The sequence below is a fragment of the Methylobacterium sp. B4 genome, assembly GCF_003201865.1.
Taxonomy (GTDB): domain Bacteria; phylum Pseudomonadota; class Alphaproteobacteria; order Rhizobiales; family Beijerinckiaceae; genus Methylobacterium.
Window position 1 is genome coordinate 1 of the sequence record NZ_QJJJ01000037.1, and the last position, 20,864, is coordinate 20,864.

Here is a 20,864-nt window from a genome sequence, read left to right on the forward strand (position 1 = left end):
ACCGGCTGACGAACCCCGGCAAGATCCCGCTCGAACTGATCGAGGTGCAGGTCGGCTCCTACACGGGCGAGGACGACATCATCCGCGTCGAGGACATCTACGGACGCTGAGACCGGCCCGGGGGCGCCCGGCCGACCCGGCCTGCCGCCCCTTCCCCGGCCGCACCCAAATGGGCGTTGACCGGTCGCGCAACGGACGGCGCATTTTGCAGCGCAACACGATCAGAAACTCCAAGTATTGGCGATATCCGGATCTACGCCGAGCGGAAACGGGCTGCATATCGACGCGAATCACGCTCGAGTTCCGCTGCGCCGGAACCGACTCGGCAGGTTTCAGGCGCCGCCCTCGGTCTCGCCGATGATCGGATGACATCCGGAAATCGATGCAACTCGCTCTGGCGAGCGCCGACAACTTTCCGAACATAGGATGGCAGCCCGATTATTGGCTTGCCGCATGCCTACAAAAAACTCGCCAGGCTGAAAACTTGAGCAGAACTTGCTCGCGACCGGACTTGCCATGCTGCGCCGCAAAAGGCAAGGTTAGTCAAACGTGGTTAACGGTTTCTTTTGGAGATGTCGCGAATAAGGAGGCCTAGGTGTCGGATCAAAACCTGTCCCTGATCGGCCCGCGTTTGAAGAGGGCCTCCCTCCTCCCCTTGGGCATGCGCCCATTCGGCGCGCGCCGAGCCGCCGATCGCGTGGTCAAGCGCGGGTTCGATCTGAGCACCGCCCTGATCGCGCTGGCCCTCCTGCTGCCCCTGCTCGTCCTCGTCGCCTTGGCGATCTGGATGGCCGATGGCGGCTCGCCCTTCTACAGCCATCGGCGCCTCGGCCGCGCCCAGAAGAACTTCGGCTGCCTGAAGTTCCGTACCATGCGCCTCGACAGCCAGGAGGCGCTGGCCCGCCACCTCGCCGAGAATCCGGCCGCCCTCGCCGAGTGGACCCTGACGCGCAAGCTCAAGGACGATCCGCGCATCACGCCGATCGGCCAGGTTCTCCGCAAGTCCAGCCTCGACGAGCTGCCGCAGCTCATCAATATCGTCCGGGGCGAGATGAGCATCGTCGGTCCGCGGCCGATCGTCGATGCGGAAATCGAAAAGTACGGCGACGCCGCCTCCGACTATTTCACCGTGCGCCCGGGTCTCACCGGCGCCTGGCAGGTCAGCGGGCGCTCGGACACGAGCTACGCGGAGCGCGTGCGGCTCGACCGCCAATACGTCGCGTCCCAGAGCTTCACCGGCGATATCCTGATCATCCTCCGCACGATCCCGGCCGTCTTCATGGTCAAGGGATCCTACTAATCCCGGGCGTCGGCGAAATCGGAACCTGATGTCGCGGCCGCCGGCCCCCTGAGCGGCGCCCGCGCGATCGGTCCCGACAAATCGCGGGGAGCGGGCCGGGTGACCGGCCGGCGCGATCATCCACGTCCTCGGCCTCTCGCCGAGCGGTCGAACGAGGGAGGCTGCCCCGCCAACGGTGGCTTTCCGCCCACGAGCACCCCTTTCCGAAAGGCCGGCCCCGGAGGCGCGTCATGCGTGTTGCGATCATCCATTACTGGCTCGTGGGCATGCGGGGCGGCGAAAAGGTCATCGAAGCGCTCGGGCGGATGTACCCCGAGGCCGACATTTTCACCCATGTGGTCGTGCCGGACGCCCTGTCGGAGGATCTGCGCCGCCACACGATCCGCACCTCGTTCATCGCCAAGCTTCCGCGGGCGGCGCGGATGTATAAATCCTACCTGCCGCTGATGCCGCTGGCGCTGGAGCAGCTCGATCTCAGCGGATACGACCTGATCCTCAGCAGCGAGTCGGGTCCGGCCAAGGGCATCATCCCGCCGGAGGGCGCAGTCCACCTCTGCTACTGCCATTCCCCGATGCGGTACATCTGGAACATGTACCACGAGTACCGGCGCAGTGCCGGACCGGTCGCGCGCGCCGCGATGCCGGTGCTGACCCATTATCTGCGGACCTGGGACGAGAGTTCGGCCGCGCGGGTGGACCGTTTCGTTGCCAATTCGAGCACGGTGGCCGGCCGCATCCGCCGGTACTACCGCCGGGACGCCGAAATCGTGCATCCGCCGGTCGATGTCGCCGCCTTCGCGCCGGTCGGGCTGGAGGAGCTGGGCGACTACTACCTGATGGTCGGCGAACTCGTCCGCTACAAGCGACCGGACATCGCCGTGCGCGCCTTCAACGCGTCGAAGCGGCGCCTCGTGGTGATCGGCGGCGGCGAGATGCTGGACGAGCTGCGTGCGCTCGCCGGCCCCACGGTGCAGATCCTCGGTTCGCAACCCTTCGCCGTCCTGCGCCACCACTATGCCCGGGCCCTCGGCCTGATCTTCCCCGGCGAGGAGGATTTCGGGATCGTTCCGGTGGAAGCCATGGCCAGCGGCCGCCCGGTGATCGCCTACGGCCGCGGCGGCGCTACCGAGACGGTGGTGGACGGGCGCACCGGCGTCTTCTTCGACGAGCAGGGCGAGGATGCGTTGATCGACGCCGTCGCGCGTCTGGAGAGCCTCGCCCTCGACCCGGCCGAGATCATCCTTCACGCGCGCCAGTTCAATCCCGCCCGGTTCGAGCGGCAGATGCGCCAGGCCGTCGCCGAGGCCTGGATCGGCGCCTACGGCCGGCAGCCGCCCGATGCGGCGCCGGAGGCCGGCGCGCTCATTCCCCTGAGCCGCAGACGGCCCGCCTATGCGTAAGCCTGCAGCCCGCAGCGGGACGTGGCGGCGATGAGGAGCCCCCGCCTCCGCAGCGGCGCCGCGCCCCCGGCCCGCACGATCTGGGGCGGCGAGCGCCCCGAGTCCGAAGCGTCGGCGGGCATCGCCGCGACGCTGAGGCTGCTTCGGCGGAAGGCACCGTTCCTCATGCTGTGGGTCGGGGCCTTCGTCGTCTTCGGCGCCGTCTACGTGAAGCTGCTGCGGCCGGATTTCGTCGCGACGACGCAGATTCTCCTGCAGCCGCGCGTCATCATCAACGACGGCCCCGAGGACGTCCGGCACTTCCACCAATTCATGATCGACGGCGAGCAGTGCGAAACCGAGCTGCGCGTGCTGCGCTCGGAGCAGTTGCTCTACCGGGTCTTCAAGATGCTGAATCTCGCCGCGGCGCCCGAGATCCGCAGCGGGCCGGACGGGCTGTGGTCCTATGTCGGCGCCGAGATCCATCAGTTCGAGCGCCTCATCGGACCCGCCGCCGACGGCGTCCCTGACTTCCATGCCTTCGCCGACCGGGTGCGCGCGCGCCGCCTCGGCCTGTCCTACGTGATCGAGATCTCCTACCGCGCCCACAGCGCCGAGCAGGCCGCCCAGGTCGTCAACGCCATCGCCGTGGCCTACGCCGCCCACCGCCTGCGCGGGGTGCTCGCCCGCGAGCAGCGCCGGGGCGTCTACCTCCAGAGCCGCCTGAAGAGCCTGCACACGCAGATCATCGCGGCCGATGCCGGCATCCGCTTCGGCATCATCCCCGACGGCGGCCTGCCCGATGCCGACATGCGCCTGCTCGGACCCGCCACGCTGCCGCTGCGCAGCGCCTTCCCGAAGCCGGGACCGCTTCTCGCCATGATGGCCGGACTCGGCGCGGTGAGCGGCCTGCTGATCGTGCTGCTGCCCCGGACCACGCCGGCACGCGGCGTCCGGACGATCCCGACCCCCAACCTGCCCGAACGCGCGAGGACCGCATGAGGACGCACGCCCACATCCGGCGTCGCGGCGCGGCAGGCCTGGCCCTGGCCTTCCTGCTCGCTGCCGCCGGGATGGCCCGGGCCGGGGAATCCTACCGGCTCGGCCCCCAGGACCAGCTCCAGGTCAAGGTCTCGGACCTGCGCGCCGGAACGGGCGAGGCCTACCAGTGGCAGGCCTTCACCGGCGAGTTCACGGTGGCGCCCTCAGGGCTGGTGGCGCTCCCCGTCGTCGGCGAGATCGAGGCCAGCGGGCGCACGACGACGGAGGTCGCCGCCGATCTCGCGGAGCGATTGCGGGCGAAGGCCGGCCTCGCCGCGAGGCCCGACGCCTCGGTCCAGATCGTGAAGTTCCGCCCATTCTACGTGATGGGCAGCGTCGAGAAGCCCGGCGAGTACGAGTACCGGCCCCAGCTCAGCGTCCTGCAGGCGGTCAGCATCGCCGGCGGCATGCAGCGGGTGCCCACCGACCTCCTTCTGCGCTTCACCCGCGAGGCCGTGCAGGCGCGCGGCGACATGCAGGAGCTTTCGGCGACCCGCCTCGCCCTGATCGCGCGACAAGCCCGGCTCGATGCGGAGATCAGGGAGACCCCGGTCACCTTCCCGGCCGAACTCCAGTCCCGCGGCACCGAAGCCGAGATCGCCCGTATCCTTCGCGAGGAGCGCCTCGCCCTCGACACGCGCCGGGCGGCGGTCGAGGCGCAGGTCGTCAACCTCAAGTACTACAAGGACTTCCTGACAGAGCAGATCGGCTCACTGACGGCCAAGGATGCCAAGACTGTCGATCAGCTTGAGATGATGAGGAGCGAACTCTCCCGCATCTCGGGCCTCGTGGCGAAGGGCCTCTCGGCGATGCCGCGGCAGATCGAGGCCTCGCAAACCATCGCCACCCTCGAGTCGAACCGGCTCGACGTTCAGATCGCCGTGATCCGGGCACGGCAGGACATCTCGAAAGCCGATCGCGACATCCTCGACCTGAAGGATCAGCGCCGCAACGTCGCCCTGCAGGAATCGGCCGACACCCGGATCAAGCTCAACGAGACCGAGGCGAAGCTCGAAGCGGCCCGCCACCTCCTGCGCCAGGCGGAGATCACCTCGCCCGCCACCGTGGTGGCCACGTCCGACGCCTACGCCAAGCCGGACTATCTCATCCTGCGCCGCCGGGGGAACCGAGCCGAGACGCTGCCGGCCGACGAGGACGACCTGCTTCAGCCCGGCGACGTCGTGCGCGTGCAGCCGCGGCTGGGCGCCCCGGGCCCTTCCGCCGCGGCGGGCACGGGCGGCCCGCGCGTGCTGGCCGGGCAGGCGAGCGATGAGTGAGGCGCGCCCGTGAGCTGGCCTGCCGCCCTGCTGTGGGTACTGATCCTCGCGGCCGCGTTCTCGAACGGGCCGGGCCTGCTCTACCTGCTGATGATCTGCGGCGCCTTCGGCTCCCTGCAGATGCTGCCGGGGAGCGGCGGCGCCAATCTGCTGCCCCAATCGGCCTGCGCCGCGGTGTTCATCGGTAAGGTGATGATCCAGCCCGGCAACATCCGGCGCGGCATCGAGGCCGCCCTCGATCCGCAGCGCCTCGTCCTGTTCTCGGCCTTCCTCGCTTACGCGCTGTTCGGCGCCCTGGTGCTGCCGCGCGTGTTCTCGGGAATGATCGAGGTGGTGCCGGTCTCCGCCTTCCGCTTCGGCACGGACATCCTGAAGCCGGGCGCGGGCAACATCACCCAATCCGGCTACATGGCGCTGTCCTACGCCGCGACCCTGGCCTTCACGGTCATCGGCCAGACGGAAGCGATGCGCGCGCACTACCGGCGCGCGCTGCTCTCCGCGGCCTGCGCACTCGTCGCTACCGGCCTCGTCGACCTGATCACCTTCAGCCTCAATCTCGGTGCCGTCCTCGAACCTTTCCGCACCGCGACCTACGCGCTCCTGACGGATGTCGAGGCCGAGGGCGCCAAGCGCGTGGTTGGCCTGATGCCGGAAGCCTCCAGCTACGGCACGGCCTGCGTCGGCATGGCGGCGGCACTCGTCTTCACCCAGCCGCTCTACCGCGCCGGCAACGAGCAGGTGCTGGTGATGGTCGCGATCGGCGGGCTCGTACTGATGACCATGCTTTCGACCTCGTCGACGGCCTATGTCGGGCTTGCGGTGTTCGGGCTGGTCTACGGCCTCGATCTTCTGGTGCGCATGCTCGACGCGGGCAATCCGCGCCGCGACCAGATCGGCCTCGAAGTCGGCCTCATCGTGCTCGTCGTCTTCGCGATCTTCGCGACCTTCGTGATCCAGCCGGCGCTGTTCGATCCGATCGTGGCGATGGTCGACAAGATGGTCTTCCAGAAGTCCAGTTCGGCCTCCTACGTCGAGCGCAGCCTGTGGAACCGGGTCGGCTGGCACGCCTTCCTGGATTCCGGGGGCCTCGGGGTCGGGCTCGGTTCGATCCGGGTCTCGAACTGGGTGATCTCGATCCTCGGCAGCACCGGCCTGTTCGGCGCGCTGATGATGTTCGGCTTCATCGCGCAGCAACTCGTGGCCGCCCCGCGGAACGCGACGCGCGACGCGGTCGTGTTCGCCACGGTCACGAAGCTCGCGCTCGTGCCGGTTCTGGTGATGTACCAGCTCGCCGGCACCATTCCGGATATCGGGATCGCCGCCTCCGCGGCGCTCGGCATGATCGCCGCCGCCCACACGCCGCGGCCCGCCGGCCGAGCCATCTCCCGACCGCCACCTGCGGGCCCGGCACCGGCGGTCAGCCGCCTGTCGGAGGCCCGGCCGTGAGCACAGGTCCCTTGTACGAGCGCAAACTCGTCGTTCCCGGAGACCGAATTCGATCGATGCCGAAATCGATACAATGTCGAGTCGAGCGAATACTTTACACGAGAGCGAAGATAGAATCAAAATCGGAATTTGGCCAAATTAACGACTTGACAGATATCTCCACCGGTTGCCTGCTGACAGAATTAAACAATCCTGCCCGAAGACGATATATTCTAGTTTGTTTTCGTGCCGGAATCTCGACCATCTTGGTCGCTCTACGAGTGAACGATGTATTCTGGCGACGTGCGTCCTGTCACCCGCGAGCCACGGCTGACGCATCCGAGGGCGCCGTCCCCGGTGGCGGCCTTCGCGATCAACGGCCGCTTCTACGCCCAGCCCGTGACCGGCGTGCAGCGCTATGCCCGAGAGGTCGTCTCGGAGATCGACCGTCTCCTGAGCCATCAGGGTGCGCAGGCGCGGATGATCCTGCCGCCGACGGTCGCGCCGCCGGCCTTCGCGGCGATCCAGCCGTCTCGCGCGGGCGGCGCCTCGGGTCATCTGTGGGAGCAGGCGATCCTGCCCATCCGGTCCGAGCGGCCGTTGCTCAACCTGTGCAACACCGGCCCGCTCGCGGCGCGCCGGCAGATCGTGTGCATGCACGATACGAACGTGTTCGACGCGCCGGGCAGCTACAGTCCCGCCTTCCGCGCGCTCTACCGGGTGCTGCTGCCGGCCCTCGTCAGGCGTGGGGCGACTGTCACCTCCGTCTCGCACTTCTCGGCCCGCCAGCTGGCCCGGCACCTCGGGATTTCGCCGCAGGCGATCACGGTCATGTACAACGGGCGCGAGCACGTCTTCCGCTGGAACGCTGCGGCCTCCGGCCTGCCCGCGCGCCTGAGCGGGGGCCGTCCCTTCGTCCTGCTGCTGGGAAGCCGCGCCCGGCACAAGAACGCGGCCTTCATCCTGCGGCAGGCGGAAGCGCTCGACGCTCTGGGCATCGACCTCGTGGTGGCGGGCGGCTCGGCGGCAATCTTCTCGCGGACGGAGACGGTCAGCGCACGAAACATCCACGGCCTCGGCTTCGTCACGGACGACGACCTTGCCTGGCTCTACGCGCACGCGCTCTGTCTCGCCTTTCCCTCGCGCTCCGAGGGTTTCGGCGTGCCCCTGCTCGAAGCGATGACGCTCGGCTGCCCGGTCATCGCCTCGGATCAGTCGTGCCTGCCGGAGATTTGCGGAGGGTCCGCCCTCCTGGCGAATCCGGACGACGCACCGGCCTGGCAGTCCCATTTCCGCAACCTCGTGGCGTCGCCGGAGCTGCGCGCCGACCTGCGCGGACGCGGCCTGGAGCGCGCGGAAGCCTTCTCCTGGCGCGAGGCGGCGCAAGGCTATCTCGACCTGCTGCGCCGGCTCTAGGGCGCACGCCGCCTCCAACCGCGATGCGATCCGACCCTGCAACCGGGGCGGCCGCGCTGCGCACGCGGATGGCATCGACCGGAAGGCCGCATTCGATTTGTCCGATCAGCGAGAGAGGCCAGCGGTGACGAGCACCGGTCCCTTTGACACCGCCGATCCCGAGCCGGCGCGCGTCTGTGTCGGGATCGCGACCCGGGGCCGCCCGGACCAGCTCGCGGCGATGCTCGACAACCTCGCCCGCCAGACCTTGAAGCCGCAGTCGATCATCGTCTGCTGCTCGGGACCCGAAGATGTCGGCGCGGTCGCCGTGCGCAGGGATGTGACGGTGGTCTACGAGACACCGGGCCTCGCCCGGCAGCGCAACGGCATTCTGCGGGCGCTCCCGGACGGCACCGACTGGGTCGTCTTCTTCGACGACGACTTCTATCCCGATCCGCGCTGGATCGAGACCGTGTCGGGGGCGTTCCGGGCCGAGCCGGGGCTCGCCTGCATCACCGGCCACGTGCTGGCCGACGGCATTCTCGGACCCGGCCTCACACGGGACGAGGCGCTGGCGCGCATCGCCGCCCACGATCCGGGCGCGGGCGCGTGGGTGATCGAGGGCTACAGCCCCTATGGCTGCAACATGGCCTTCCGCTGCGCGGCCATCGAGGGACTGCGGTTCGACGAGCGGCTCGTGCTCTACGGATGGCTGGAGGATCGCGACTTCGGGACCCGCGTCGCGCAGCGCGGCGGCCGGCTGATCAAGCTCGGCCCGGCCACCGGCGTCCATCTCGGCGTCAAGGGCGGCCGCGTGTCCGGACGCAAGCTCGGCTACTCCCAGGTGATGAACCCGGTCTACATGCACCGGAAGAGCACGATGACCACCGCGCAGCTGATCCGCCAGATCAGCCGCAACGTCGCGACCAACCTCGTGAAGTCGGCCCGACCCGAGCCCTATGTCGACCGCCGCGGGCGCCTCGTCGGAAACCTCATCGCCGCGCTCGACCTGCTGCGCCTGCGCCTGACTCCGGAACGGGCCGCCTCCCTATGAACTACACCACCAAGATCCTCCGCCCGGACGACTCGCATGACGGCCCGCTTGCCGGGCTCGACCGCATCGACCTCGGCGAGCCCGGGCACGAATCCGAGACGACGCTGATCGGCGACCTGATCGCCGCGATCCGGCGGCATGCCCAGGCTCTCGCGCTGTGGGTCCTGCTCTGCACGGCGGCAGGCATCGCCTACGTGGCGATCACGCAGCCCGAGTTCGTGGCCGCGGCTCAGATCGCGCTGGAGCCGCGTGTGCGGCTGCCGCCCGGCGCCGACGCCGCCGCGGCGGCGGCGGCCACGGTCCCGGCGCTCGACAGCGCCCAGGCGGAGAGCCAGGTGCAGGTCATCCGCTCGGCGCGCAACCTGCGCTACGTATTCGATACCCTCGGCCTCGACGCGGATCCCGCCTACGCGGCCAAGGGGCCGAGCCTCCTCGGCCGCACCGTCGGTTTGCTCTCGGCCCTGGTCCCTTTCCTGTCGGCACCGCCGCTCTCGCCCGAGGAGGCGGCGATGCGCGCCCGCGAGATCGCTTTCCAGAACTTCTCCGACAGGGTTCAGGTCAAGCGGCTGGGGCAATCCTACGTCCTCGAAGTGTCCTTCCGGGGCCTGACGCCGAGGGATGCCGCCCGCCTGACCAACACGATCGCGGCCGCCTATATCCGCGACCAAGTGCTCGTCCGCGCCGCCTCGGACCAGCGCGGCACCGAGTTCCTGCAGGGCCGGATCGCGCTGATCCAGGCCCAGAAGAAGGCCGCCGACGAGGCGGTCGCCACGGGCGTGATCACCGACTTCCAGTTCCCGGATTCGGATGCGCGCATCGTCGGCGCGGCCCTGCGCCCGCTCGCGGCCGCCTATCCGCAGACCAAGCTGATCCTCCTGCTCGGCGCCGTCTTCGGTCTCGTCAGCGGTGTCGGCTGCATCGCGGTCCTGCACAGCTTCGACCGCACCGTGCGCTCGCCCGCCCAAATCCGCCGCATGCTCGGCATCGATTGCTTTCCCGTCCCGCGCTATCGGGAGGGGCGCCTCACGGAGACCAGCGCCCTCGGCCGTCCAGAATCCGATTTCGCGCTCGCCCTGCGCCGGCTGCGCACCGTCCTCTTCGCCGTGGGAGGCGAGGACCGCTACATCACGATCGGCCTGCTCGCCTGCCACGCGGAGGCGGGCTGCACCGCGCTCAGCGCCAATCTCGCCTGCCTGCTCTCCGCATCGAGCGACCGGGTGCTGCTCGTGGATGCGGACCTGCGGGAGCCCGAACTCACCCGCCGCTTCGCGCCCAGGGCGGCGGACGGGCTCGAAGGCCTCGTCCTCTCGCCCGCCAACGGCGCCGAGCTGCCCGAGGTCGCGCTCGCGGCCTCGCTCAGCTTCGTGCCCGCCGTGGCGGCCGGGCGGACGGCCAACCCCAACGCCTTCCTCGGGGCGCATGCGATGCGCGCGGCCCTGGCGCGGGTCAACGGCAAGCGGGACATCCTCCTCGACCTGCCGCCGCTCGACGCTTCCTCCGATGCGCAGGCGATCGGGCACATGCTCACCGGCATCGTCCTCGTCGCCAGCCTGAACCGGACGAAGCTCGACCAGCTCTCGGACGCGATCCGCGCCCTCCACTCCGCCCGTTGCCGCGTTCTGGGCATCGTCCTCAACGATCCGGTGCAGGCCCGCAGAGCCAGGAGGCATGTCCGTGCATCAGCATCGTGAGGAGCGGCATCGGGAGAGCGGGCGGGCCAGCGGGCTGCGCATCGGACTCTTCAACGTCAAGTACAGCCCAAACCTCGGCGACGGTCTGCTCGCGGAATGCATCGAGGCCGAGCTGATGCGGATCGTGCCCGGGCTCGTCGTCGAGGCCTTCGACCTCGCGGGCCGCACGGACTACGTCGCGGGCGGGCGCCTGCGCGGGGCGACGCTGAGCCTGCTCCAGAGCAGCCCGACGCCCGTACGCCACGGCCTCGTTCGCACCCTGCTCGGCCATTCCCTGAGCCGTCAGCGCCCGATCTGGCGCGCCCGGCTCGCGGGTATCGACGCGGCGGTGACCGGCGGCGGCAACCTCTTCAGCGACGCCGACCTCAACTTCCCCCTGAAGATCGACGCGGCCTGGGGCGAGCTGCGCGCGGCCGGGATCCCGACCGCGGTCTTCGCCGTCGGCGTGGCCGACAACTGGTCCGAGACCGGGGCCGCCCTGTTCCGGCGCGCGCTGGCGGGCACGCGCCTTCTCGACGCCTCGGTGCGCGACGCGCGCTCGGCCGAGATCTGGAACCGGCGGCTCGGAGCCTCGGGCGCCCCCCGGGCGCGGGTGGTGCACGATCCCGGCCTCTTGGTCGCCCGGCACGTGCCGCAGGTCCGCGGCCCGCGCACGACGCCGCGGATCGGCCTCGGCCTCACCCATCCGACCACTTTGCGCTACCATTCCGACGAGGCGGCGGTGAGCGAGCGCGCCCTGACGGAATGGTACGCCGCCCTGGTCCGCGGCTGCCTCGCGCGGGGCTGGTCGGTCGACGTCTTCACGAACGGCAGCCCGGAGGACGAGGCCTATCTGGGCCGCCTTCGCGCGGTCCTGGCCGAGACCGCCCCGGCGCCGACCGGTGGGCCTGCCCTCGCCTTCGCGCCGCGCTTCCGCAACCCGACCGAGCTCGCGACCTTCGTCTCAGGGCTCGACCTGCTGATGGCCCACCGCCTGCACGCCAACATCGCGGCCTATTCCTACGGCGTCCCGCAGATCGGCTTCACCTGGGACCTCAAGCTCAAGAGCTTCTTCGATCTCGTCGGGCGCGGCGAGTACGTCCGCACCGCCGGCCGCGACGGGCCCGAGGCCGTGCTGGCGCTGGCCGAGCGCGGCCTGCGCGAGGGCCTCGACCCTCGCCGCCACGGCGCGATCCTCGACGAGGCGGCGGCGGACGTGGCCGTCCTCGCCGAGACTTTGAAGGCGGGTGCCGGGGCCGGTGCCGCAATTCCTTGCGAGGCGCACCCATGACGGGCGCTCCGGCCGCCGCGCGCGCGGGAGGAGCCTTGCCGAGCCGCGTCGTCGTGATCAACGACCGCTCCCTCGCCTTCGGAGGCGCCACGGGGCTCGCGCTGCTGAGTGCGCGCCTCCTGCACGCGCGCGGCATCCCGGTGACCTATCTGGCGGGCGATGCGGGCGCGAATCCCGCCCTCGCCGAGGCCGGCATCCCGGTCCACGCCCTCGGAGGCAAGCGGCTCCTCGAAGCGGGCGCGCTGGCGAGCCTGAGCCGTGGCCTCTACAACCCGGCGACCCTCGATCTCGTCGGCGACCTGATCCGCCGCCACGACGCTCCCGGCACGGTCTACCACCTCCACACCTGGAGCCAGATCCTGTCGCCCGCGGTGTTCCGCGCCCTCGAGCCGGTGCGCGCACGGCTGTTCGTGAGCGCGCACGACTTCTTCCTCACCTGCCCGAACGGGGCCTACGCGCTCTTCCGGCAGGGGGAGACCTGCCCGCATGTGCCGCTCGGTCTCGCCTGCCTCACGGCGCAATGCGACCGCCGCAGCTACGCGCACAAGCTCTGGCGGGTGGCGCGCCAAGCGGTACAGGCTCGCACCCTGCGCTACCGGGACGCGGCGCCGCGCGTCCTGGCCATCCACGCGGCGATGCGCCCGCTCCTCGTCCGCGGCGGGGTGCCGGACGCGGCGATCACGACGCTCCCGAATCCGATCCATCCCTGGAGCACGACCCGCATCGCGGCCGAGCGCAACCGCGCCTTCGTGTTCGTCGGAAGGCTCAACGAGGAGAAGGGTCCCGATCTCGCCGCGCGGGCGGCGCGGGCGGCGGGCGTGCCGCTGCTGGTGATCGGCGACGGGCCGCTTCTGGAGAGGCTGCGGCGCGAGCATCCCGAGGTGCGCTTCGCCGGCCGTCAGCCGGCCGAAGCGGTGGCGCGCCTCGTCCGCGACGCCCGCGCCCTGGTCATGCCCTCGCGCTACCCGGAGCCCTACGGCCTCGTGGCCGGCGAGGCTCTGTGGAGCGGTCTGCCGGTGATCCTGACGGATCAGGCGCTGCTCGCCGCCGACATCGTGATCCGCGAGGCCGGCCTCGCCTGCGACCCGCGCGAGGAGGCGGCGCTGGCCGGAGCCATGGCGCGGCTGGCGGGCGACGACGCGCTGACCGAGCGGATGAGCCGCAACGCCTTCACCCGCACCGCCGATCTCGGTCACACCAGTGAGGGCTGGACCGATGCCTTGCTCGACGCCTACGCCGCCGCCCTGCCGAAGGCGGTCCCGGCACGCGCCGCGCTGCCGGCCTGACCGGAACCCCGCCCCAACGCGCGGCCTCTCCCTGGCCTCCGGGATGAGCGGATCCCGGTCTCGCGTGATCCTGCCGGTGTGCCCGCGCGAAACACGCGGGGCGATCGGTCCGAGCCCGTCGCGCTCGCGAGCCCTCAGCGGCTCGGGCAGCGTGCCGCCCGGCCCTCGGGGTCCGGGGCGTAGACGTGCACGTAGTCGACGAGGAGCACCGAGGGATTGGGCGTCCTGTCGATCGGGAAGCCCGAGCCGAGCGCGAGGTTGACGAGGGGGAACAGCGGCTTGTCGAGTTCCGGCGGGGTCGGCCGCTGCCAGACCGATTTGCGGTCGAGATAGTAGGTGATGGTCTCGGGCGTCACGCGCACGCCGTAGGTGTGGAAGGCGTCGAGGAGCGAGCCGGCCGGCACGGGGATCTTCTGCACCGTATTGGTGGTGCGCTTCTTGTCCTCGCCCTTGTACCAAACGTGAAGGGCCGCCGAGTAGGCCGCATCCGAATGCCCGTAATACTCGATCACGTCGATCTCGATGCTCGGGGTCTTGTCGGCGTTCGGTCGCCGCGTGCCGAGCCAGAAGGCCGGCCAGGTGCCCGGCCCCGGCGGCAGGCGCATGCGCGCTTCGAAGTAGCCGTAGCGCAGGCCGAAGCCCGCACCCGTGCCGTCCGAGGCGGCGAGCAAGCCGGAGCGCCACTTGCCCGCCTCGTCCCGCCGGGCGGTGATGTGGAGAATTCCCTCCTTGATCGAGAAGGGGCCGGCGGGCGCGTCGTCGACGAAGCGGGCATCGCCGAAATCGCCGTTCCAGGGCGTGTGCGCGATCCAGCGCGCGGAATTCAGCACCCGCGGAGCGACGCTGAGGCTGTCGAACTCCTCCATGAAGGCCGGCTTGTAGGCGCAGAGATCGAGCGCCTCGTCCGCCGCCGCGGCCGGCCGGGGGCCGAGCGCGCTCGCGGCCAGGACGCAAAGGAGGAACGCGGGGCGCAGAGCCGGTTTCAGGGTCGAAACCTTCATCGGTTGAGCATCTCCCGGCTGATGTCCACGTGGCGGCGGATGTAGGCTTCGGCCCCGATCCCGGCCTCGACCATGCGCGCCTGGGCTCGCTCGGCGCGGAGGCGGGCCGCCTCGGGATCGGCCGCGACCTCGAGGAGCGCCGCCCGCAGCGCGGCCGGATCGCCCGGCGGCACGTAGCGGACGGCGTCGGCGCCGAAATAGCCTTCGAGCCCCCCGGTGGCGGTCGCCACCACGGGCAGGCCGGCGAGCACCGCCTCTTGGATCACCGTGATGCCGCTGGCATGGCGGTTGGGCTTCAGCGGCACGCAGACCACGCTCGCCGCGGCGAGCTGCGCGGCGAGTTCGGCCTGGCTGCGGGCCTGCCCGATCCGCAGGTTCGGACGCGAGCGGGCGAGCCGGCGCGGCGCCGTGCCCGACAGGATAATCGCCGAGGCTTGCGGCAGCCCGTCGAGCGCCGCGACGAGGCAGGCCCAGTCGCGGTGGCGGTCGCTGCCGATCGCCAGGACGCGCAGCGGACGGCACGGACGCCGGACGGGAGCCGTGACCCGCTCCGAGGGTATGCCGAAGGGCACGTGCAGGACCCGCTTGTCGGGAAACAGCGCCCGGGCGACCGCGAGGTTCTCGGTGGAATGGACCGTGAGCACGTCCACGTCCCGGATCAGGCGGCGGTACAGCATCCGGCGAAGCGGGCCGAGGCGGTGCCAGCGGTCGAACAACCAGACGCTCTGCCCGATCAGCTTCGGCCGCCGCTTCCGGAAGACGAGGGCCGCGGCCACCGCGAGGAACTGCGATTCGGTGTGCGTCCAGACCACGTCCGCCTCGGCGAGCGCCCGGCCCTGGCGCTGGGCGTGCAGCAGGTCGAAGCCCAGGAGGACGCGCAGCCCCAGACGCAGGAACCGGACCGCCGGGTTCTCCGGATAGGCCCGCGCGAAGGCGAGGGAGCAGCCCATCCGCTCGGCGCGGCCGTAGCCGTAGGGCGTTTCCTCGTTGACGCCGACCAGGGTGCCCGCCTCCCAGGCCCGGCGCCACGCCGCCGCGTCCTTGTCGGTCGCGAGGTGGACGAAGACGCGCCGCAGGCCGGCGCCGCCGGCCCCGGCCCGATCCGCTCCGGCAACGAGAGGCTCCTGCGCATCCGCCTGCAACAGCGCACCTGCCTGAACGCGCACGGTCCTCGCGGGTCGGCCGCACCCGGCACGGGGCGCGCCCACCTGCAAAATCGCCCGCGGACCACCCGCGGCCGGAAACGTGCATGGATTTTGCAACGCATCATCGTCAGGAAATTGTGAGGATGCAAGACATGCCCGAATAGATGCCGCCGCGATGAGCGATCATTGATCTGATTACGATGTATCCAGCCCATCGCTGAAGCTGGATGTTCGGTCGTTTTGCGCCCTTCCGCGCCGCACAGAACTGATTTGTTTCCCTCATCCGCCGTCTCGTGCGGATTCGAACAGTCTTGCGTAACGGTCAAATCGGCTCGGCGAGGACGAACGTCTTCCCGAAGGCTGCGCGGTCGCCGCGCGGAAGGGTCGGCATGGAGATCGCTTCAGGATGAGGGACGAGAACCAGCGTCTCCCGGCCCATGGCGCCGCCTCCGATCCGGAACGGGATTCCGTGGCGGAGGCGACCGTCGCGCTGCCGGGGCCTGCCACCGGGCCGGGGTTGGCCCCGGCCTTGATGACGGCGCAGGCGCAGCCGGAGGCCGAACCGCCGGGCGGCGGTTCCCGCAGGCTCGCGGTGAACGTGCTCGCCGGGGGCGGCGTGAACCTCGTGAAGATCGGCCTGCAACTGGTGATGCTGCCACTGATGGCGCATCTGCTCGGCCCTGCCGAATTCGGGGTCTACGCCCTGGCGCTGCCCACGGTCGCCTTCTTCATGACCCTGGCCGATGGCGGCCTCGGCGCCTCCCTCGCCCGCGAACCGACGCAGTCGCGCGAGATCTGGTCGACCGCCTTCTGGCTGGTGCTGATGGTCGGGGCCGGCCTCACGCTTACCGTGGCCGGCTGGGGCGTGGTCCTGGCGCAGTTGTCGCGCGAGCCTCGAGTCGCGGAGGTGATGGCTCTGCTCTCGGTGAGCTTCCTCTTCGTCACCCTCTCGGTGCTGCCCTATGCCCGGCTGACGCGGGAGCGCCGGCTCGCGGCGATCTCGGGGGCCGATCTCGCCGGAAACCTGCTCGGCGCGGCGGTCGCAGTCATCCTCGCCGTGGGAGGCGCGGGCGCGATGAGCCTCGCCGCGCAATACGTCATCCTCTACTTCGTGCGGGGGAGCGTGCTGAACCTCCTGGCCTTCGTGCGCCCGAGCCTCGTCTTCCGGCCGTCGATGCTGAAGTCGCATGTCTCCACCGGCAGCGCGCTGGTCAGCAGCCGGCTCGTCGATTTCGCCGGCCGACTCGTGGAAAACCTCGTCTTCGGCCGCTTCTTCGGTCCGGCGGCACTCGGCACCTTCACCTTCGCCAACCAAGTGCCGCGCTTCGTCTGCGAGGCGGCGTCCGGCCCGCTCTGGGGCGCCCTCTATGCCCACGCCCTGCGCGAGGACGACGTGCGTCTTGCGCAGCTGCACGCCAAGCTCGTGCACATCCTCAGCCTCCTCCTGGCGCCGGTGGCCTTCCTCACGGCCGCCGTCGTGCCGGGGCTGATCCTGCGGATCCTCGGCCCCGACTGGAGCGACGCCGCGACCCTCCTGAGCATCCTGATTCCGTTCTACGCGCTGAACGCGGTGGCGCATCAGAGCGGCGCCCTCCTGCTCGCCAGGGGTTCGGGCTGGACGGTGTTCCGCCTCTCCCTCATCCTCGTCGTCGCGCGGGCAGCCGCGGTGCTGCCCGGTCCCTGGCTCGGCCCCCTCGGCGTCGCTTGGGGCATCGGCGTCGCGCAGGTGCTCTTTGCCGGCCTGATGCTGCGGGCGCCCGGCCGGGTCGGCCTGGCGCCGATGGGGCCGCTGCTGCGCGCGATGCGGGCGCCCACGCTCGCCGGGCTCGCCGCCGGCCTCGCCTGCCACTTGATCGTGCGGGGCGCCCCCACCGAGATTGGGCGCATCGGCCTCGGGCTGCTCGCCGGCCTCGCCGGCTACTTCGTGGTCCTGTTTCTGCTTGAGGGCTCACGACTGCGGGAGGATCTTGGCGGCATCCGGCGCCTGATCCAGCGATGAGGGGATCGCGAGACCGGGCTCCGCGCGCGGCCCGAACCATCACAGGGAGTGTTCTGAAATGATCACCGCCGCCCTTCTCGACGCCATCTGGCAGAGGCCCGCTCTCTGGGAGAGACTGCGCGGATTGCTGCGCAGAACGGGCTACGACACCACCGACTGGGTCCGCTCGGCGATGTACCGCGACTGCTTCGCCTTCATTCAAAAACTCGGGCCGGAAACGCTCGACGTACTGGAAATCTCGGGCGGCAATCAGTGGACGCGCGATTTCGCCTTCAAGAGCTACGAGAACACCGAATATCCGGGCTTCGACATCTGCGCCGAGACGCTGCCGCGCCAATTCGACCTGATCATCGCCGATCAGGTGTTCGAGCACCTGCCCTGGCCCTACCGGGCTGGCCGCAACGTCTGGTCCATGCTCAAGCCCGGCGGGCACCTCGTCATCGCGACCCCCTTCCTCGTGCGCATCCACCGCGTGCCGATCGACTGCTCGCGCTGGACGCCGGACGGGTTGAGCTACCTCTTGCAGGAATGCGGCTTCGCCGCGCAGGACATCCGTGCTCAAGCCTGGGGGAATCGTGCCTGTCTCGTGGGCAATCTCCGCACATGGCGCAAGCGCGGCTTCTTCGGCTCGCTCGCCAACGAGCCGGATTACCCCGTCATGGTCTGGGCCTTCGCCCGGAAGGCGCCGGACGCCGTCTGAGTGCGGGCGCAGCCCTCAATCGTGCTTGATGTGGAGGTCGCCCTTCTCCACCCGGCGCAGATCCTTCTTGAACAGGAGGCGCGCAGCGTGGCGGAGCAGAACGATCGCGACGAGGCCGGTGAAATAGCCCACCTGCAGCGCCACGAAGGCGCCGGCGAACATCCCTGCACCGAAGCCGCTGCCGGTCAGCGCATTCAGCACGGCGAGGAAGGCGACGATCCCCAGCGCGGTCAGAACGAAACCGATCACGGAAACGTAGCGGGCGCATACGCCTCCGAAGAGGGCAAAGAGTGCCCAGATCGTAATCGTTCCCATCACACTCCTCCGTATCCCGGCATAACACGGTCGCGGACGGTTCGACGACTGTACCCGATGGCGCCGTGATGATGCCGGCGACCGATGAATAAACCATTCGCGCACCGAAGCGACGGCTCTCGGCGGCGAGGCGATATCCGGAATCTGTCGCGAGGCGACGCTGTTCTGAGAACCGGGAGGCTCAGTCTCGCGCGCAGCGCCCGCCGTAATCGGCGGGCGGGATGGGGCGCCGGCAATTTCTGGAGCACGCGCCGTCGATCGGACCTGTGAGCCTGAAGGCCGCCGTTCCGCACCCCTCAGGAACGGGGATCGGGCCGGAAGACCCGGCGGACGAACCGGTCCCCGACCATCCGGCAGAGGCGGTAGGGTAGGCCGTAGAGTTCCGACACGCCGACGAACAGGATCGCCGCCGTCCTCAGCAGAAAGCCCGGCTCTTCCTCAGGCTCGGCGCGGTCGTACCAGAGCGGGTCGCGATCCTGCATGGAAGGATTCCTCGTCCGACACCGGCATTCCGATCGTCGTAAAGATTTCCTTTACCATGAACCGTGCCAAGCGGGGCCGCACCCGGCGATTACAGGATCAGCATGTCGGCCGTGAGATGCTTCACGTCGAGGACATTGATCGCGAAGTCGGGCGACAGGTTTCCGTCGACATTGCCGGAGAGGACGCCCTTCTCGAAGCGAAGCTGCCCCGCCGCGCTGAAGGCGCCGGAACCGATGAAGGTGAAGGACTGGTCGCCGGGCAGGAGCATGTTGGCGTCGATCTGCGACAGGTCGATGAGGTCCCCCTGCACGGCCGAGAAGCCGGCGATGGTGTCGCGCGCACCGACCGGACTGTCGGTGACGTTTTGGAAAACGAACCGGTCGGCCCCCGCATCGCCGTAGAGGCGGTCGGCTCCGGCGCCACCGATCAGCACGTCGTCGCCGTCCTGGCCGGCAAGCCGGTCGTCACCGGCCCCGCCGACCAGCATGTCGTTGCCGGCCCCACCGAAGATGCGATCGTCGCCGCCCAGGCCCGACAGCACATTGGCACCGTCGTTCCCGTAGATCTCGTTGGCGAGCCCGTTCCCGGTCGCGCTGAGATCGGACCTGCCCAGCAACGCGATCTTCTCGATATGGTCGGGCAGGGCGTAGGACACGGTGCTGCGGACGGTGTCGTAGCCGCCATCCGCGCTCTCGACGATCCGGGTGTGCGAGTCGGTGACGAGGTGGGTGTCGTCGCGGCTCGTCCCCTGCAGCGTCGGTCCCACCGGCGGCGTGCTCACGGGCCGGGCCTCGTAGGCACGGAAGTAATCGACGTAGAGGGAGGCATCGTTGAGACCGGGATCGATCGGCCAGCCGCCGCCCGCCGCGAGGTTGATCATCCAGATCGGATCGGTGTCGAGGGCCTCGGGCGTCGCCCGCGACCAGTAGGCCTGATCGTCGAAGTAGAACGTCATCCGCTCGGGCGTGATCTCGACGCCGTAGGTATGCCAGCCCGTGGACACGATGTCGGCACCCGGATTGGTGCGGGCGTAGTCGCTCGTGTGTCCTTCCAGGGTCGTACCGGCCCAGTCCCAGTCGTGCACCACGCTCGAATACTGCGTCGGCATCGCAGTGCCGTAATTCTCCATCACGTCCACTTCGACCACCCGATCGCGCGTGGCGGACAGCCGCTCCGACTCGATCGACCAGAGGGCCGACCAGACCCCCTTCCCGGTCGGGAGCCAGAGCCGGGCCTCGTAATAGCCGTAGGCATCTCCGTCGCGCACGGCGCGGCTGCTGCCGTCCGGGAAGGTGTCGGAGATTAGCCCGCTCTGGAGCTGCCCGTTGGCGTCGCGGGTCATGTGGATGCGCAGGGCCGTCTCGCCGCCCTGCTCGACGATGGAAAAGGGCGCGTTGACCGCGCTGGCCGGCACGAAGCGCGCGCTGCCGAAAGACCCGCCCCAGGCCTGCCCGCTGTACCAGTTCGCATCCGCCGTACGGCTCGCCGAGACGCTCAGAGTCCTGAACTCGTCCGCGTAAACCAGAGCGTAGCCCGTCGGAGCCGACATGATCTCATCCTCGAAGACCGCAGAGCGCTTGCAAGATGTTTGCCGAAGCCTAAGCGTCGCCGTTCTAAGAAGATCTGAATCCGCCCGGATCCGGGCGCGGTAGCTGCCGCTATCGACGGCGCCTCATGCGATGGATTCTTCGCGATGACCCCAGCTTCACAGATTCGCGCGATCCGCCGTGGGATCCGGCCAAGGCGTGCCTCGTCCCGAAAGTCGGCGTCCCCCCTGCGCCGATGGCTCGGCTCCACCCGTTACGCCATGATGTTGGTCTAGACTTCCGCCTCGTCCTCGCGAGGCGACGCCGAGGCGATCCAGGGCGCGGCGCTTCCGGACTGATCGTGCCCGCGCAAGCGCGAGCAGGCGTAAGCCCCCTCCCCTCTCGCGGGGCGTGTCGGCCGGGCTCGGTCCGGCGGGTTGCACGTGTTCGCGGGTTTCGATCCGCACGGGCCTGACGGGGCGGCTTGGCCCATGCGCGGTTTAGCGGCGTGGTGTGGACGCGGCGAGGCCCGCGCGGGGTTTGGCCGTGCGGGCGGGTCTGTGGTGTGTGGGGGTTT

The 20,864-nt window shown here is 69.9% G+C and carries 18 protein-coding genes; 13 read left to right on the forward strand and 5 right to left on the reverse strand.

The features are described 5' to 3' along the window. The 11 genes from BY998_RS23050 to BY998_RS23100 form a co-directional block, all read left to right on the forward strand. Nucleotides 1-110: hypothetical protein (locus BY998_RS23050; protein WP_146221845.1), on the forward strand; the 110-nt coding region annotated here is incomplete at its 5' end. Nucleotides 111-697: 587 nt separating this feature from the next. Continuing rightward, complete coding sequence (locus BY998_RS23055; RefSeq protein ID WP_245421716.1) at nucleotides 698-1,300, forward strand: sugar transferase; 603 nt, start codon at nucleotides 698-700, stop codon at nucleotides 1,298-1,300. A 230-nt stretch (nucleotides 1,301-1,530) separates the two neighbouring features. Beyond that, on the forward strand, nucleotides 1,531-2,700 hold the full coding sequence (locus BY998_RS23060; RefSeq protein ID WP_110354024.1) for a glycosyltransferase: 1,170 nt from the start codon (nucleotides 1,531-1,533) through the stop codon (nucleotides 2,698-2,700). A gap of 30 nt (nucleotides 2,701-2,730) precedes the next feature. After that, the gene (locus BY998_RS23065; RefSeq protein WP_110354025.1) at nucleotides 2,731-3,681 is read left to right on the forward strand and encodes a hypothetical protein; all 951 of its coding nucleotides are present in this window, start codon (nucleotides 2,731-2,733) and stop codon (nucleotides 3,679-3,681) included. Next, nucleotides 3,678-4,997 (forward strand): polysaccharide biosynthesis/export family protein, encoded by a 1,320-nt coding sequence (locus tag BY998_RS23070; RefSeq protein WP_110354026.1) that lies wholly within the window; start codon nucleotides 3,678-3,680, stop codon nucleotides 4,995-4,997. Before BY998_RS23065 ends, BY998_RS23070 begins: the two co-directional genes overlap by 4 nt. A 9-nt stretch (nucleotides 4,998-5,006) precedes the next feature. Then, on the forward strand, nucleotides 5,007-6,443 hold the full coding sequence (locus BY998_RS23075) for a hypothetical protein (protein WP_110354027.1): 1,437 nt from the start codon (nucleotides 5,007-5,009) through the stop codon (nucleotides 6,441-6,443). 267 nt (nucleotides 6,444-6,710) lie between these two features. Beyond that, nucleotides 6,711-7,838 (forward strand): glycosyltransferase family 1 protein, encoded by a 1,128-nt coding sequence (locus tag BY998_RS23080; protein WP_110354028.1) that lies wholly within the window; start codon nucleotides 6,711-6,713, stop codon nucleotides 7,836-7,838. 124 nt (nucleotides 7,839-7,962) lie between these two features. Continuing rightward, nucleotides 7,963-8,871: a glycosyltransferase gene (locus BY998_RS23085; RefSeq protein WP_110354029.1), complete on the forward strand. Its 909-nt coding sequence runs from the start codon at nucleotides 7,963-7,965 to the stop codon at nucleotides 8,869-8,871. Continuing rightward, nucleotides 8,868-10,562 (forward strand): tyrosine-protein kinase domain-containing protein, encoded by a 1,695-nt coding sequence (locus BY998_RS23090; protein ID WP_110354030.1) that lies wholly within the window; start codon nucleotides 8,868-8,870, stop codon nucleotides 10,560-10,562. Before BY998_RS23085 ends, BY998_RS23090 begins: the two co-directional genes overlap by 4 nt. Beyond that, nucleotides 10,546-11,832 carry a polysaccharide pyruvyl transferase family protein gene (locus tag BY998_RS23095; protein ID WP_245421717.1) on the forward strand — a complete coding sequence of 429 codons (1,287 nt, stop codon included), beginning with the start codon at nucleotides 10,546-10,548 and terminating at the stop codon, nucleotides 11,830-11,832. The genes BY998_RS23090 and BY998_RS23095 overlap by 17 nt, the downstream gene beginning before the upstream one ends. A gap of 35 nt (nucleotides 11,833-11,867) precedes the next feature. Next, nucleotides 11,868-13,118, forward strand: a complete 1,251-nt coding sequence (locus tag BY998_RS23100) for a glycosyltransferase family 4 protein (RefSeq protein ID WP_245421718.1) — start codon at nucleotides 11,868-11,870, stop codon at nucleotides 13,116-13,118. Nucleotides 13,119-13,252: 134 nt separating this feature from the next. Here the strand turns inward: BY998_RS23100 and BY998_RS23105 are convergent, their stop codons facing one another. Both BY998_RS23105 and BY998_RS23110 read right to left on the reverse strand, forming a co-directional pair. Then, complete coding sequence (locus BY998_RS23105; protein WP_110354033.1) at nucleotides 13,253-14,119, reverse strand: glycoside hydrolase family 16 protein; 867 nt, start codon at nucleotides 14,117-14,119, stop codon at nucleotides 13,253-13,255. After that, nucleotides 14,116-15,285, reverse strand: a complete 1,170-nt coding sequence (locus BY998_RS23110) for a glycosyltransferase family 4 protein (protein ID WP_245421719.1) — start codon at nucleotides 15,283-15,285, stop codon at nucleotides 14,116-14,118. The genes BY998_RS23105 and BY998_RS23110 overlap by 4 nt, the downstream gene beginning before the upstream one ends. 385 nt (nucleotides 15,286-15,670) lie before the next feature. On the opposite strand from BY998_RS23110, the gene BY998_RS23115 reads away from it, so the two are divergent. Then, nucleotides 15,671-17,263, forward strand: coding sequence for an oligosaccharide flippase family protein (locus BY998_RS23115; RefSeq protein WP_110354035.1), 1,593 nt, complete (start codon nucleotides 15,671-15,673; stop codon nucleotides 17,261-17,263). A gap of 58 nt (nucleotides 17,264-17,321) precedes the next feature. Further along, a complete protein-coding gene (locus tag BY998_RS23120; RefSeq protein ID WP_110354036.1) occupies nucleotides 17,322-17,963 on the forward strand; it encodes a methyltransferase domain-containing protein in 642 nt (213 codons plus the stop codon). Nucleotides 17,964-17,978: 15 nt separating this feature from the next. Here BY998_RS23120 and BY998_RS23125 read toward each other — a convergent pair whose 3' ends face one another. From BY998_RS23125 to BY998_RS25125, 3 genes are all read right to left on the reverse strand, one after another. Then, nucleotides 17,979-18,278: a hypothetical protein gene (locus BY998_RS23125; protein ID WP_110354037.1), complete on the reverse strand. Its 300-nt coding sequence runs from the start codon at nucleotides 18,276-18,278 to the stop codon at nucleotides 17,979-17,981. Nucleotides 18,279-18,574: 296 nt separating this feature from the next. Beyond that, complete coding sequence (locus tag BY998_RS23130) at nucleotides 18,575-18,760, reverse strand: hypothetical protein (protein ID WP_110354038.1); 186 nt, start codon at nucleotides 18,758-18,760, stop codon at nucleotides 18,575-18,577. An 89-nt stretch (nucleotides 18,761-18,849) separates the two neighbouring features. Beyond that, nucleotides 18,850-20,310 (reverse strand): family 16 glycosylhydrolase, encoded by a 1,461-nt coding sequence (locus BY998_RS25125; RefSeq protein ID WP_110354039.1) that lies wholly within the window; start codon nucleotides 20,308-20,310, stop codon nucleotides 18,850-18,852. Nucleotides 20,311-20,864: the final 554 nt, after the last annotated feature.

What these genes read in the sequence shown, in the direction of transcription:
- BY998_RS23060 (WP_110354024.1), top strand. Translation starts at nt 1,531, where the DNA reads ATGCGTGTTGCGATCATCCATTACTGGCTCGTGGGCATGCGGGGCGGC.
- BY998_RS23065 (WP_110354025.1), top strand. Translation starts at nt 2,731, where the DNA reads ATGAGGAGCCCCCGCCTCCGCAGCGGCGCCGCGCCCCCGGCCCGCACG.
- BY998_RS23070 (WP_110354026.1), top strand. Translation starts at nt 3,678, where the DNA reads ATGAGGACGCACGCCCACATCCGGCGTCGCGGCGCGGCAGGCCTGGCC.
- BY998_RS23080 (WP_110354028.1), top strand. Translation starts at nt 6,711, where the DNA reads ATGTATTCTGGCGACGTGCGTCCTGTCACCCGCGAGCCACGGCTGACG.
- BY998_RS23090 (WP_110354030.1), top strand. Translation starts at nt 8,868, where the DNA reads ATGAACTACACCACCAAGATCCTCCGCCCGGACGACTCGCATGACGGC.
- BY998_RS23105 (WP_110354033.1), bottom strand. Translation starts at nt 14,119, where the DNA reads ATGAAGGTTTCGACCCTGAAACCGGCTCTGCGCCCCGCGTTCCTCCTT.
- BY998_RS23115 (WP_110354035.1), top strand. Translation starts at nt 15,671, where the DNA reads ATGAGGGACGAGAACCAGCGTCTCCCGGCCCATGGCGCCGCCTCCGAT.
- BY998_RS23120 (WP_110354036.1), top strand. Translation starts at nt 17,322, where the DNA reads ATGATCACCGCCGCCCTTCTCGACGCCATCTGGCAGAGGCCCGCTCTC.
- BY998_RS23125 (WP_110354037.1), bottom strand. Translation starts at nt 18,278, where the DNA reads ATGGGAACGATTACGATCTGGGCACTCTTTGCCCTCTTCGGAGGCGTA.
- BY998_RS23130 (WP_110354038.1), bottom strand. Translation starts at nt 18,760, where the DNA reads ATGCAGGATCGCGACCCGCTCTGGTACGACCGCGCCGAGCCTGAGGAA.
- BY998_RS25125 (WP_110354039.1), bottom strand. Translation starts at nt 20,310, where the DNA reads ATGTCGGCTCCGACGGGCTACGCTCTGGTTTACGCGGACGAGTTCAGG.